Genomic DNA, 16,336 nt, shown 5'->3' on the forward strand with positions numbered 1-16,336 from the left:
GATGAGTAAGATAGGTTATGGTCAAGTTACAATCGGGTCTGTAACCCTTGGTAACCTTTGCCCTGATGGATCTTACAATCTAATTCCAGTTAATTACTTTGCTGGCACTGTTCAGTTTTATTTAGAAGAAAATAACCCTAGTGAAATTCAGGGTGTAAACGGTACTGATCAAGTTTTAAGGTTATCCGCACCAACTGGTTTCGAATTTAGACCAGGAGTAGGTTCACTTGATTACAATTCATCAGGTGACATGAGTAATGCAGTTTTAAATGTTACAGCAACTGAAATAACCGTAACAGTAACATATCCCCCAACTGGAGATGTAAATGACGATATAGATTATTTAGATTTCAATAATATTGAGGTAAGAGCCATAACAGCAAATACTTCTGGAAATATTGCTAGGTCAGGTTTAACTGCTTATAATATTAACGGTTTTCCTGATGGAACTGCAATTGCATCCTTATCAAGCGCAGAATTAATATCCATCACTTCACCTCCTGAAAACACTACTGTATGCGAAACTTCACCTGCATCTTTTAGTGTTGTTGCGTCTGGAGGAACCCTAAACTATCAGTGGCAAGAAAATGATGGGACAGGCTATGTAAATGTCTTTAATGGTGGGATTTATTCAGGTGCTAATTCAGCTACATTGGACATATCTTCCTCAGATGCTTCCATGGATGGGTATTCGTATCGGGTTTCAATTGAAAACACTAATAATTGCTCGGAAACATCAACAGCAGCAACATTAAATGTAGATACCAATACCCCCACAATAAATTCTGAACCCGGAAACGAAACATTATGTGAAGGTGATAATGCTACATTTATTGTTGGTGCCTCTGGAGATGGGCTTTCGTATCAATGGCAGGAGGACGATGGAAGTGGTTTTACTAATTTATCAGATGGTGGGTTATATTCTGGTGTAAACACTACTTCTCTTACAATTACCAATGCCACTACCACTTTGGACAATTATGATTATCAGGTTATCATCAATGGTACTTGTGGTAGCCTAACATCAAATTCAGCAAGTTTAGAAGTTAATCCAACACCTACTACACCTACAATCTCATTCACTAAAGGTTCTAATGTTGTTTGTGATGGCGCAAATCCTGATGTAACCTTAAGTAGTTCTCCAGCACCTAACAGCGGGACATACGAATGGTTTAAAGATGGTACCTCTACAGGTATAACAACACAAGAAATCAATATATCAGATCCAGGAGCTAGCGATGATTACTCAGTTCAGGTTACAGATGGAACTACATTTTGTGTAAGTGAAACTTCAATTGCCGAAACTATCACCATTTACCCACTCCCAAACAATATCTTAACTGTAACACCTTCTACTACGGCTGTCTGTGATGGAGAAATAATTACCTTTACCATTAACGGATCACAACCAGGAGTGAACTATCAGTTGATTGATGAATCTAATACTGCCCTTAGCGGAATAATTGGGGGAAATGGTTCCAGTATATCCATTACTTCTGACCCTTTTGACTTTGCTACATTTGGAGCTAATCAAACCATTACAGTAAGGGCTACTAATGCAACTACTGGATGTACTGCCGATCTAACCGATACTGAATCTATTACTATTAATGAATTGCCTGAAGGCACATCGACTAATGAAAGTGCCATATGTAGTAATGAAGCAACTAATTATACTCTTTCGGCCACAGATGCGGATACCTACAACATTTCAATCAACAGCAATGGATTAACGGCCTCAGCAGGAAACCCAGTGAATGGTTCTGGAAAAACCGCTACTGAGATAAGCGATGATGCATGGACTAACACCACAGGATCTACCGTAAATGTTGAATATGAGGTCACTCCTGTAAGTTCAGCTAATTGTCTTGGCAGTACTTACACAATCACCTTCCCTGTTCTGCCTGAACCGATTATAGCCAATAATATCAATGCAACTATCTGCTCTGGTGATGCTATTGGGGTAACACTTCCTATCGAGGATGATAATAACAACACTATCGATACCTATGACATTACTGCCGCTATCAGTGGTACTGTGACCGGGACTCCTACTACCGCCACTGGAACTGCGGATGAAAACATTATCGCTGGGGATGTTTTCTCTAATACCTCTGGCACAAACGCTACCGTTACCTATACCATCACCCCTTATGATGGAACTTGTTCTGGTAATTCTTTTGATATCATTGTGACTGTGTATCCAGAACCAGTGGTCGCTGCCAATATCAGTACTACCATCTGCTCTGGAGATAATGTGGGAATTGCCCTACCTGCTACTGATGATAATGGTGATGCTATCTCTAAATTTGATATCAGCGCTTCTTTAAGCGGTGTTTCTGGTACAGCTTCCACTCCTAATGGAACTTCTAACCAGAATGCTATTCTTAATGATAACTTTACCAATACTAGCAATGTAAATGGAAACGTTACTTATACCATTACACCTTATGCAGCTGGGTGCCCTGGTACTACTTTCGATATTATTGTAACCGTAGAACCTGAACCAGTAGTGGCTGCAGACATTAATGCTACGGTATGTTCTGGCGATGCAATAGGTACTAACCTCCCTGCCACTGATGATGATGGAGGCAATATCTCTAGTTACGATATTACTGCTTCTACTACGGCTGGAATAGCAGGTACTCCTACCACTGCAACCGGTACTACAGTTGCATCCATTATTGCTGGAGATATTTTCTCTAACACTTCCGGGGCGAACGCTACCGTTACCTATACCATCACTCCTTACTTTGATACTTGTCCGGGGGCTTCCTTCGATGTCATTGTAACGGTAGAGCCTGAACCAATTGTGGCGGCAGACATTAATGCTAATGCCTGCTCTGGTGATGCTATTGGGATCACACTTCCTATCGAGGATGATAATAACAACACTATCGATACCTATGACATTACTGCCGCTATCAGTGGTACTGTGACCGGTACTCCTACTACCGCCACTGGAACTGCGGATGAAAACATTATCGCTGGGGATGTTTTCTCTAATACCTCTGGCGCCAACGCTACCGTTACCTATACCATCACCCCTTACGATGGAACTTGTTCTGGCAATTCTTTTGATATCATTGTGACTGTGTATCCAGAACCAGTGGTCGCTGCCAATATCAGTACTACCATCTGCTCTGGAGATAATGTGGGAATTGCCCTGCCTGCTACTGATGATAATGGTGATGCTATCTCTAAATTTGATATCAGCGCTTCTTTAAGCGGTGTTTCTGGTACAGCTTCCACTCCTAATGGAACTTCTAACCAGAATGCTATTCTTAATGATAACTTTACCAATACTAGCAATGTAAATGGAAACGTTACTTATACCATTACACCTTATGCAGCTGGGTGCCCTGGTACTACTTTCGATATTATTGTAACCGTAGAACCTGAACCAGTAGTGGCTGCAGACATTAATGCTACGGTATGTTCTGGCGATGCAATAGGTACTAACCTCCCTGCCACTGATGATGATGGAGGCAATATCTCTAGTTACGATATTACTGCTTCTACTACGGCTGGAATAGCAGGTACTCCTACCACTGCAACCGGTACTACAGATGCAACCATTATTGCTGGAGATATTTTCTCTAACACTTCCGGGGCGAACGCTACCGTTACCTATACCATCACTCCTTACTTTGATACTTGTCCGGGGGCTTCCTTCGATGTCATTGTAACGGTAGAGCCTGAACCAATTGTGGCGGCAGACATTAATGCTAATGCCTGCTCTGGTGATGCTATTGGGGTCACGCTTCCTATCGAGGATGATAATAACAACACTATCGATACCTATGACATTACTGCCGCTATCAGTGGTACTGTGACCGGTACTCCTACTACCGCCACTGGAACTGCGGATGAAAACATTATCGCTGGGGATATTTTCTCTAATACCTCTGGCGCCAACGCTACCGTTACCTATACCATCACCCCTTACGATGGAACTTGTTCTGGCAATTCTTTTGATATCATTGTGACTGTGTATCCAGAACCAGTGGTCGCTGCCAATATCAGTACTATCATCTGCTCTGGAGATAATGTGGGAATTGCTCTGCCTGCTACTGATGATAATAGCAATGCTATCGATACCTATGACATTACTGCCGCTATCAGTGGTACTGTGACCGGTACTCCTACTAACGCTACAGGTACTGCGGATGAAAACATTATTGCTGGGGATATTTTCTCTAATACCTCTGGCACCAACGCTACCGTTACTTATACCATCACTCCTTATGATGGAGCATGTCCGGGGGCTTCTTTCGATGTCATTGTAACGGTAGAGCCTGAACCTATTGTGGCAGCAGACATTAATGCCACTGTTTGCTCTGGTGATGCTATTGGGGTCACGCTTCCTAGCAATGATGATAATAGCAATCCTATCGATACCTATGACATTACTGCCGCTATCAGTGGTACTGTGACCGGTACTCCTACTAACGCTACAGGTACTGCGGATGAAAACATTATTGCTGGGGATATTTTCTCTAATACCTCTGGCACCAATGCTACCGTTACCTATACCATCACTCCTTATGATGGAGCATGTCCGGGGGCTTCTTTCGATGTCATTGTAACGGTAGAGCCTGAACCTATTGTGGCAGCAGACATTAATGCCACTGTTTGTTCTGGTGATGCTATTGGGGTCACGCTTCCTAGCAATGATGATAATAGCAATGCTATCGATACCTATGACATTACTGCCGCTATCAGTGGTACTGTGACCGGTACTCCTACTAACGCTACAGGTACTGCGGATGAAAACATTATCGCTGGGGATATTTTCTCTAATACCTCTGGCACCAATGCTATCGTTACCTATACCATCACTCCTTATGATGGAGCATGCCCAGGGGCTTCATTCGATGTCATTGTAACGGTAGAGCCTGAACCTATTGTGGCAGCAGACATTAATGCCACTGTTTGCTCTGGTGATGCTATTGGGGTCACGCTTCCTAGCAATGATGATAATAGCAATGCTATCGATACCTATGACATTACTGCCGCTATCAGTGGTACTGTGACCGGTACTCCTACTACCGCTACAGGTACTGCGGATGAAAACATTATTGCTGGGGATATTTTCTCTAATACCTCTGGCACCAATGCTACCGTTACCTATACCATCACTCCTTATGATGGAGCATGCCCAGGGGCTTCTTTCGATGTCATTGTAACGGTAGAGCCTGAACCTATTGTGGCAGCAGACATTAATGCCACTGTTTGCTCTGGTGATGCTATTGGGGTCACGCTTCCTAGCAATGATGATAATAGCAATCCTATCGATACCTATGACATTACTGCCGCTATCAGTGGTACTGTGACCGGTACTCCTACTAACGCTACAGGTACTGCGGATGAAAACATTATTGCTGGGGATATTTTCTCTAATACCTCTGGCACCAATGCTACCGTTACCTATACCATCACTCCTTATGATGGAGCATGTCCGGGGGCTTCTTTCGATGTCATTGTAACGGTAGAGCCTGAACCTATTGTGGCAGCAGACATTAATGCCACTGTTTGCTCTGGTGATGCTATTGGGGTCACGCTTCCTAGCAATGATGATAATAGCAATCCTATCGATACCTATGACATTACTGCCGCTATCAGTGGTACTGTGACCGGTACTCCTACTACCGCTACAGGTACTGCGGATGAAAACATTATCGCTGGGGATATTTTCTCTAATACCTCTGGCACCAATGCTACCGTTACCTATACCATCACTCCTTATGATGGAGCATGCCCGGGGGCTTCTTTCGATGTCATTGTAACGGTAGAGCCTGAACCTATTGTGGCAGCAGACATTAATGCCACTGTTTGCTCTGGTGATGCTATTGGGGTCACGCTTCCTAGCAATGATGATAATAGCAATCCTATCGATACCTATGACATTACTGCCGCTATCAGTGGTACTGTGACCGGTACTCCTACTACCGCTACAGGTACTGCGGATGAAAACATTATCGCTGGGGATATTTTCTCTAATACCTCTGGCACCAATGCTACCGTTACCTATACCATCACTCCTTATGATGGAGCATGCCCAGGGGCTTCTTTCGATGTCATTGTAACGGTAGAGCCTGAACCTATTGTGGCAGCAGACATTAATGCCACTGTTTGCTCTGGTGATGCTATTGGGGTCACGCTTCCTAGCAATGATGATAATAGCAATCCTATCGATACCTATGACATTACTGCCGCTATCAGTGGTACTGTGACCGGTACTCCTACTACCGCTACAGGTACTGCGGATGAAAACATTATCGCTGGGGATATTTTCTCTAATACCTCTGGCACCAATGCTACCGTTACCTATACCATCACTCCTTATGATGGAGCATGCCCAGGGGCTTCTTTCGATGTCATTGTAACGGTAGAGCCTGAACCTATTGTGGCAGCAGACATTAATGCCACTGTTTGCTCTGGTGATGCTATTGGGGTCACGCTTCCTAGCAATGATGATAATAGCAATCCTATCGATACCTATGACATTACTGCCGCTATCAGTGGTACTGTGACCGGTACTCCTACCAACGCTACAGGTACTGCGGATGAAAACATTATCGCTGGGGATATTTTCTCTAATACCTCTGGCACCAATGCTACCGTTACCTATACCATCACTCCTTATGATGGAGCATGCCCGGGGGCTTCTTTCGATGTCATTGTAACGGTAGAGCCTGAACCTATTGTGGCAGCAGACATTAATGCCACTGTTTGCTCTGGTGATGCTATTGGGGTCACGCTTCCTAGCAATGATGATAATAGCAATCCTATCGATACCTATGACATTACTGCCGCTATCAGTGGTACTGTGACCGGTACTCCTACTACCGCTACAGGTACTGCGGATGAAAACATTATCGCTGGGGATATTTTCTCTAATACCTCTGGCACCAATGCTACCGTTACCTATACCATCACTCCTTATGATGGAGCATGCCCAGGGGCTTCTTTCGATGTCATTGTAACGGTAGAGCCTGAACCTATTGTGGCAGCAGACATTAATGCCACTGTTTGCTCTGGTGATGCTATTGGGGTCACGCTTCCTAGCAATGATGATAATAGCAATCCTATCGATACCTATGACATTACTGCCGCTATCAGTGGTACCGTGACCGGTACTCCTACTACCGCTACAGGTACTGCGGATGAAAACATTATCGCTGGGGATATTTTCTCTAATACCTCTGACACCAATGCTACCGTTACCTATACCATCACTCCTTATGATGGAGCATGCCCGGGGGCTTCTTTCGATGTCATTGTAACGGTAGAGCCTGAACCTATTTCTTCCATAAGCACAACAGCTACTGAAGTTTGTGAATCTGATCCTTTTACCCTAACTGGTACAATCGCTGGAGGGGCTGATACAGGTGAATGGAGATTTAAACCAGGTCAATCTACTGATGCATTAAATTCTGGTACTCTTTCATCCACTTCAAATAATGGAGGAAATTGGGAAGCAGTATTTACACCAAATAATTCCCATACAGGTAGTGATGTTACATTTGAATTTATTGCATCGGGTTCTGCGACCTGCCCAAATGATATAAAAGAATATACTCTGAATATCAGGTCACTGCCAGATGTAATGAATCAATCTTATTCACTATGTGAGGATGTTGAAGGTGACGGTCTATCAAATGTAAACCTCACTGATTATAATGAATTTATTACAAGTGAACCAGAGGGAAATATCACTATAGAATGGTTTACTAACAGTACTTTGACAAATACGGTGAGTGATGAAACGGATGAAAATGTAAGTAATGGTTCAAACTACTATGCTAAAATCACATTCTTATCAACTAACTGTTTTAATGTAGCTGAGGTCGATTTTATTGTTGATCCGCTCCCAACTGCTAATACTGTAAGCAAATCTTATTGCGAAAATAATGTTGGAGATGGACAAGCGACTGTGAACTTAACATTCATTCATCCTGAAATTAATAACCAAACTGGTAATTTTACATTTGAATGGTTTACTGCTTCCAACTTTGATCCAACTAGCAAAATCAATGATTTATCTAGCTACACAGTAGCCGACAGCGAAACATTATACGTAAATGTAATTAATGATGATACAGGGTGTGAGAACAATACAACTGTTGATTTTCAAGTGCTTCCGGAACCTGATTTACAAAAACCTAATGATATTACTGTATGCTCATTTGATAATATTATTACGAATTTCTCAACACCAAATGTAAGTACGGTAAGTTATTCCTGGACAAATGATAATACAGCCACAGGAATAGCAGCTACAGGTAATGGAAATTTAAATGTTCAAGCAGCAGAGAATACAACAGGTGTGGATATAGTTAGTAATATTACTGTTACCGCAACAAGTAACGGCTGTGTAAGTGATGTGGAAACCTTTATTGTAACTGTTAAACCTAAACCTGTTATAGGTAGTAAATCAGATTTAGAAATATGTTCTGGAGATAATATTGCTTCTATAGACTTAACTGATGATTCTGGAGGTGTAAGCACCATTTCTTGGACAGCTACAAATGCATCAGCTATAGGTTTACCAGCTAGCTCAGGGACAGGTGATATTCCTGCTTTTACTGCAAATAATAACAATTCAACTTCTACTATTACTTCAAATGTGACAGTAACCAGTAATTGGAATGGTTGCGTGAGTGATCAGATGAATTTTCAAATCAGATTAAAGCCAACACCATTAATAAATGCTGTTCCAGATGAAAATTTATGTGCAGGTGAAAACTATACCGTTAATTTTAGTAACAGTTTACCATCTGGAACAGACTATAATTGGGTGAACGATAATACTAATATAGGACTACCAGCTTCTGGATCTGGAGATATTAGCTTTACAACAGCATCTAATACTACAGGGAGTAGTATAATCGCAAATATAATTGTGACACCTATCAATAATTTATGTGAAGGCCCACAAGAAGAGTTCACTCTAACTTTAAATCCTACTCCAGTTATAACAACAATAGACGATGTTGAAATCTGCTCTGAAGAAACAGCTTCTATTCCAATTTCGACAGATTTGACAAATGTCAATTTCAGTCTAAACGTTTCAGACAACTCAATCTTCACAAGTGGGCCAACTCTTAATGGTCAAAATATTGAATTCACGACTTCAATAAATACAAGTGGTACCGATAAAACCTCTGAAATTACACTTACAGCTGAAAAAGATGGATGTGAAAGTAATGAAGAATTTACAGTAACCTTAATAAACAGGGCAATTGTTAGTTCTGAGCCTGATGAGCCAGAACTATGTTCAAATGATTTTGTGAGTAATAGAACCTTTACACATGATTCAGGAATAGGTTCATTTAGTTGGGAAATTACTAATGCTGATTTAATAGGTGATGGAACCTCTACATCAGGAAATGGAAATTTCCCTGGTTTTGAATTAGCAGAAAATTTAACAGGATCTGAAATAGTTGGCTATGTAAAGTATTTAAGTGAAGACAGGGGTTGCTTAAGCATAGAAGATTCTTTTAAAATAACCTTAAAACCTTCTCCTGTAACCTTAACTGAAGATGTTGTCTTTTATTCTGGTGATGAAGCAAACGTACAATTTTTTGCTAACCTCTCAGATGAAACTGATTTTTATTGGAGCAATAATAACACTTCTATCGGTATTAATAATGTTGAAGGAAATACTGAAAACATAAGTGATAACACTATAACTCCAAATGGATTTATTGCAACTAATCCTTTTGCTTCTGATGACAACATAGCTACTATTACCGTTTATGGTTTAACTGATGGGTGTAGGGGACCTGATAAACAATTTAGAATAATAGTAAAACCAAATCCTATAGTTAATATAAAGTATGAGAATATTTGCGATATTGAAAATGGGGTTAAACTTGATTTTGTAACTAGTTTTAATGAATTAGAGTCAGATAGTATAGTTGCATACAATTGGAGTATCCCAAATAACCTTGAAATCCAAGTTGAAAACGATACAGTTATTTTCAATTCTTCAGGAAGAAAGAATGTAACTCTAGAGGTAGAAACAGCCTTAGGTCGAACTTTTAGTTCAAATTATACAATCGAGGTTTGGAATGTAAGAGATATTAGTTTTACAACCACCAATGTATCAACCAGTCCTGCAGGTAGTCCTAGTGGTACTCAGTTTTCTCCTAATGTTGATCTTGATCCAGCAGTTTCCAGTAATCTAGTTGAATATAGTTATGAGTGGGACTTCGGAGATCCACAAAGTGGAGCTAATAATACTTCAACAAATAGAGAACCAACTCATAATTACGAAAATCCAGGTACTTACAATGTTACATTAAATGTGATAACGAAAGGTATATCAGAAGGAGCAAATGATTCATGCGTAAACACGCAAATTAATATTATAAACATTGTAGAATCTATCAACACATTCCCTTACTTTGAAGATTTTGAAGATGGGCCTTCAGGTTGGGGGTCAAATCCAGCCAATGGTACCATTGCATCATCTTGGACCTATATTCAAAATAATAATCCTAACTATTTTGGAAATGAAAAAAATAGTAGCAATGCTTGGGGAACAGTGCTCAATAGAGAAGCTGGATTTAATAGAGATGAAAACTCTTATTTAAATGCACCTAATTTTGATTTATCTTCTTTGGATAAACCAATGATTGCTTTTGATATGTGGTTAGATGTAGAAGATCAAAATCGAGCAGGTGCAATTCTGGAATATTCTCTTGATGATAAGAATTGGCAAGTTCTAGGTAAAATTGATGATCCATTAAATTGGTATAATACGAATACTTTAAATGCCATAGGTGAAGAATCCAATGTGGATCAAGTAGCTTGGTCTTTCTATCAGGATGAAGAATGGCAATGGAAAAGAGTTGCCTACCCTCTTGATGTTTTAAAATCTATATCCAGTACTATCTTTTTCAGAATAAATTTCAAAGGAAATGAAAACGAAAACTCTAAAGGTATGGCAATAGATAATTTCTATGTCGGTGAGAGACAAAAACTGGTTCTTTTGGAGAATTTTACAAATCTTAATTCAACTAACTTCAATACTAACAGGAATAAAATTGAAAGTTTAAAAACTTCGGATTTAAGAAGAGATATTTTACCATTAAATTTCCATATTTCAGTTCCATCGCCTGATTCAATAAATATGAGAAATTCAGTTCAAATGGATGCAAGAGCAAGTATTTACAGTATAGATGAAAGTCCTAAATTAGTTATTGACGGTGAAATATTTAATGAGGGCGAAGATGATCAAAATACTGCAATTGAAAATATAATTACTCGAAGATCCTTACTTGAAACTAGCAACTTTATAGATGTATCGATCGATACAAGTGCAAATGAAAATACAATCAGATTTGATGCTACAATGGAACCAAATACTGATGCTAGCAATCCTTTGATTTCTTATTTCTTTATTATTGAAAAATCTACCTCACAAGAAAGTGAATTAAATAATGTAGTAAGGAAAATTTTACCTGATATAAATGGTGTGAACCTTAATAATCTTTCCGAAACGACCATTGTGAATTATGAATGGGAAGTGAATTCAATCTACACAAGTGATGAATTAGCGATAGTTTCAATTGTTCAAGAAAGAAATACTAATAGCATAATCGAAATAAAGATTGATGATATTAATCAATCAAAAGTTGATGATAAAGTACTTAGTTCAAAAGAGGGTTTTGAATCTATTGGTATAAATCTTTACCCTAATCCAAGTAGAGGGAATGTTAATTTAAAATTCACCAGAAGATTAGATTCAGATTTAAAAATCATGATTTTAGATTCTAACGGAAAAATTATAAAAACATCAGTTATTCAAAAAGACACAGAAGAAACTGAACTTGATTTAAAAGGAATAGCATCAGGAGTTTATCATATTATCACCAAAAGTTCTGAAGGTAAACTAAACAGAAAAAAATTAGTGATACTAGATTAATTAGCATTTTAAAGCTGATTTAGAAAAATACAGAAAATTTCAAACCATATTTAACTAGTGGCGTTATTTGACTTAAACAACTTATAATATCACTAAGTTGTGATAATACAATCACAGTTTTATTAAAACAATTTTTTACTTAATTTCGTGAATTATTAAACCATTGTTTCAACATTTAATATAATTAGATTATACATGTCAGATCACGCAAAATTATCATACGCAGGAAAAGATTACGATTTACCAGTAATTGAAGGTAGCGAAAAGGAAATAGCTGTTGATATTAGTAAACTTAGAGCTGATAGTGGACTTATTACTATCGATCCAGGCTTTAAAAATACCGGTTCAACCAAAAGTGCTATTACTTTCTTGAATGGTGAAGAAGGAATCTTGAGATACAGAGGATATTCTATAGAAGAACTAGCAGAGAAATCATCATTTCTGGAAGTTTCTTATTTGTTGATATATGGTGAATTACCAACTAAATCTCAATTAGAGCATTTTCAAAATGAGATTACAACTCATACTCTAGTTCATGAAGACATCAAAAAAATATTAGATGGATTCCCTTCTAATGCTCATCCAATGGGCGTATTATCTTCTTTGGTTTGTTCATTAACTGCTTTTTATCCTGAATCTTTAGATCCTAACAGATCTGCTAAAGAAGTTGATTTAAGTATAATCAGAATTTTATCCAAGATGCCGACTTTTGCAGCTTGGGCTTTTAAAAATCAAATCGGTCATCCTGTGAATTACCCTGATAATGAATTAGATTATCAGTCCAATTTCCTTAAAATGATGTTCGCTTTACCAGCAGAAAAATATAAGGTAAACCCAGTTGTGGCGAAAGCACTAAATACTTTATTGATTCTACATGCTGATCACGAACAAAATTGTTCTACTTCAACTGTAAGAGTTGTTGGAAGTTCACAAGCAAGTTTGTACGCTTCCATTTCTGCAGGAATCAATGCCCTTTGGGGTCCTTTACATGGTGGTGCTAATCAAGCAGTACTGGAAATGTTAGAGCAAATCGAAGAAGCTGGTGGAGATACTGCTAAATTTATTGCTAAAGCCAAAGATAAAAATGATCCTTTCCGCTTGATGGGATTTGGGCACAGGGTTTATAAGAACTTTGATCCTAGAGCTAAAATTATCAAAAAAGCAGCTGATGATGTTTTAGATCAGCTTGGTGTTGATGATCCATTATTAAATATTGCTAAAGAGTTGGAACAAATTGCATTAAAAGATGAGTATTTCGTTGAGAAAAAACTTTATCCTAATGTTGATTTCTATTCTGGTATCATTTATAGAGCAATGGGAATTCCAACTGAAATGTTTACCGTGATGTTTGCCTTAGGACGTCTACCTGGTTGGATCGCTCAGTGGAAAGAAATGAGAGAAAACAATGAACCTATCGGAAGACCAAGACAGGTTTATACTGGTGAAAACTTAAGACCTTACGTTGACGTAAGCAAAAGATAAATAGAATTATTTGATTATTTTTCTAAAGTCAATCTATAATTATAGGTTGACTTTTTTAATTTTACAGGAATTTTAAAAATTATTCAAAATACAATTATGAGTTTACAAGAAGATTTCAAAAAAGCAGCAGAACGATCAAAAACTGACATTAAAGATAGACCTTCAAATGAAGATTTATTAAAGTTATATGCTTTATATAAACAAGGTGATGAAGGCGATATAACAGGCGATAAACCAGGTGGTTTTGACTTTAAGGCAATTGCTAAATACAATGCTTGGGAAGAATTGAAAGGAAAACCATCCGAAGAAGCGATGAAAGAATATATTGATCTTGTTAACAAACTTGCAAACGCATAATTGAATTGCAACGATCTGAAAAAGACATATTTCTAAATAACATCGCACAGACATCACCATTTCCATTTCTACTGGAAGTGGAAAGTGCTAGTGGAATTTATTTGAATACTTCAGATGGTAAATCCTATATGGATCTTATTTCAGGTGTTGCTGTCAGTAACTTGGGACATCAACACCCAAAAGTGATTGATGCAGTAAAAAAACAATTGGAGAAACACATGCACATCATGGTTTATGGTGAGTATGTGCAATCTTCTGTTAATGAATTATCAAAAATATTAACCGATAATCTTCCCCAACATCTCAATAGTGTATATTTCTGCAATAGCGGAGCTGAATCAATTGAAGGTGCTTTAAAACTAGCCAAAAGAGTTACAGGGAGAACAGAAATGCTTTCATTTCGAGGAGCTTATCATGGCAGTACACATGGTGCATTAAGCATATCCTCTAATGAAAAGAAAAAATACAGATTTAGACCCCTCCTACCCGATGTCGGATTCTTAAGATTAAATAATTTTGAGGATCTAAACTTAATTACTGATAAAACAGCTTGTGTTGTGATTGAGACAATTCAAGGTGATGCAGGAATTAGAATACCAGAACAAAATTTCCTAGAAGCACTACGCAAAAAATGTGATGAGACCGGTGCAATGCTGATTATGGATGAAATCCAATCAGGTATCGGTAGAACTGGAAAGTTATTCGCCTTTGAACATTTTGGAGTTGAACCCGATATATTATGTACTGCAAAAGCACTGGGCGGAGGATTGCCTTTAGGGGCTTTTATTTCTAAAAAAGACCATATGGATTTGTTTACCAAAAACCCGATGTTAGGCCACATTAATACTTTTGGTGGAAATCCCATGAGCTGTGCTGCAGCTGTAGCTACCATAAAAGTGATTTTGGAGGATGGTTTCTTGAATGAAGTAGAAAGAAAAGGTGCCAAAATCGAAAAACTAATAAGTCATTCTGCTATAGTTGAAGTCAGAAGGAAAGGCATGATGTTCGCCTTTGAATTTGAAAATGAAGAAATTGTAAGCAAGATAGTTCAAGAATGCTTAAATAATGGCGTAATCTGTTTTTGGTTTTTATCATGCCCTGATAGTTTTAGAATTGCTCCTCCCCTTACAATAAATGATGAAGAGATTGAAAAAGCTTGTGCGATTATCAATGATGCCATAGAAAAAGCTTTTAACTGAGTGGGGCAATTATAACCATCATAAATTATCATTAACTTTAATGTATGGCTGAAAAAAGCATTCTTAAATCATTTGATGAGGAACAAATTGAACAATTATTAGTAAGTCTTCATCATCATTATGGCAGTTCAGATTATGATATTTCAAAACATCAGCTTTTATTCCCTGAAAAACAATCAATCTCAATCCGCTTACCTTTATGCTTTACCTATCTCAATGATAATCTCCTCTCTTCAAATTTTATGATAATTTTAATCCACTCGGGTGAAGCTGCTTTGGCTTACTCTGAAGAGGATCAAATTGTAGAACACAAAATTGAAAAGGCCTATATGGTTCGCCAAAAGCAAGGAAAAAGTCAGATCAAATACCTCAAAACCAGAGGAAAATCAAAAGCAGGTTCTAGAGTTAGGCTAGCTGGAACTGACCATTTCTTTGAAGAAATCAATGAAAAATTAGCGGAATGGGATGAATATTATGAGATTGACAAAATAGCCATTAGCTGCAATAAAACTTTACAACCTTACTTTTTCAATAGAACTAATGCCGCATTACAAAAAGATGACGACAGACTCTTTAAAATTCCAAAACATATACAAGAAGCGAACTTTGAAAATTTAACTTTCATACACAACTATCTTATCTCAACGGAGTTAAAATTTGATGATTCTGATAAAGAATTAATCAATACTATAATTTTTGAAATAGATAATGAGTAAAAAAATAAATTGGAAGAAAGAGGCTATAAGCTGGGGCGTAATGATCGCCATATTTGGAACTTTATATCTTACAGGCTGGCATACTCCTGTGATGGGAAAAATTCAATCATGGTTTTTGGCTACCCATATATTCACTCCTTCCATTGAAGAAGAAAATAAAACAATATTCAATTTTGATGGCATGTTGATCACTCCAGAAGGAAAAAGAATTAATTATAGCGAACTAAAAGACAAAACAATCTTTATCAATTACTGGGCAACCTGGTGCCCTCCTTGTTTAGGCGAAATGCCTCATATTGAAAAGCTTTACCTACAATTAAAAGACAATCCTGATGTGGTCTTTTTAATGGTTTCAAAAGACAATGAATTTAATAAAGCCATCAAATTCAAAGCAAAAAAGGAGTATGAACTGCCCATTTTTCAAGAATTGAAAAGTCCTGCTCAGCTACAATCGCAAATATTACCGACAACTTTTGTGATTAAAAATGGTGAAATCGCCTTTCGTAAAGAAGGGATGAGTAACTTTAATACAGAAGATTTTAAGAATTTTTTGATAGAGAATTAGATTTTCAAAAAGTTCAGAATTAATTCAACTCCAAATTGGTTTATAGGGGTGAACACCTTATTTTAGGAAGAATATTATA

The 16,336-nt window shown here is 37.9% G+C and carries 6 protein-coding genes; all 6 read left to right on the plus strand.

The window, feature by feature from the left end; all coding sequences use genetic code 11:
- Position 1 precedes the first annotated feature (1 nt).
- The 6 genes from ABWH96_RS14020 to ABWH96_RS14045 all read left to right on the plus strand — a co-directional run bounded on the left by ABWH96_RS14020 (position 2) and on the right by ABWH96_RS14045 (position 16,257).
- A complete protein-coding gene (locus tag ABWH96_RS14020; protein ID WP_375578145.1) occupies positions 2-11,938 on the plus strand; it encodes a PKD-like domain-containing protein in 11,937 nt (3,978 codons plus the stop codon).
- 195 nt (positions 11,939-12,133) lie between these two features.
- The gene (locus ABWH96_RS14025; RefSeq protein ID WP_375578146.1) at positions 12,134-13,420 is read left to right on the plus strand and encodes a citrate synthase; all 1,287 of its coding nucleotides are present in this window, start codon (positions 12,134-12,136) and stop codon (positions 13,418-13,420) included.
- A gap of 96 nt (positions 13,421-13,516) precedes the next feature.
- The gene (locus tag ABWH96_RS14030) at positions 13,517-13,777 is read left to right on the plus strand and encodes an acyl-CoA-binding protein (RefSeq protein ID WP_375578147.1); all 261 of its coding nucleotides are present in this window, start codon (positions 13,517-13,519) and stop codon (positions 13,775-13,777) included.
- Positions 13,778-13,782: 5 nt separating this feature from the next.
- Positions 13,783-14,976, plus strand: a complete 1,194-nt coding sequence (locus ABWH96_RS14035; protein WP_375578148.1) for an aspartate aminotransferase family protein — start codon at positions 13,783-13,785, stop codon at positions 14,974-14,976.
- Positions 14,977-15,020: 44 nt separating this feature from the next.
- On the plus strand, positions 15,021-15,692 hold the full coding sequence (locus ABWH96_RS14040; RefSeq protein WP_375578149.1) for a hypothetical protein: 672 nt from the start codon (positions 15,021-15,023) through the stop codon (positions 15,690-15,692).
- Positions 15,685-16,257: a TlpA family protein disulfide reductase gene (locus ABWH96_RS14045; RefSeq protein WP_375578150.1), complete on the plus strand. Its 573-nt coding sequence runs from the start codon at positions 15,685-15,687 to the stop codon at positions 16,255-16,257. The genes ABWH96_RS14040 and ABWH96_RS14045 overlap by 8 nt, the downstream gene beginning before the upstream one ends.
- Positions 16,258-16,336: the final 79 nt, after the last annotated feature.

It is taken from the genome of Marivirga tractuosa, assembly GCF_042140215.1.
In the GTDB taxonomy this organism is placed as follows: Bacteria; Bacteroidota; Bacteroidia; order Cytophagales; family Cyclobacteriaceae; genus Marivirga; species Marivirga tractuosa_A.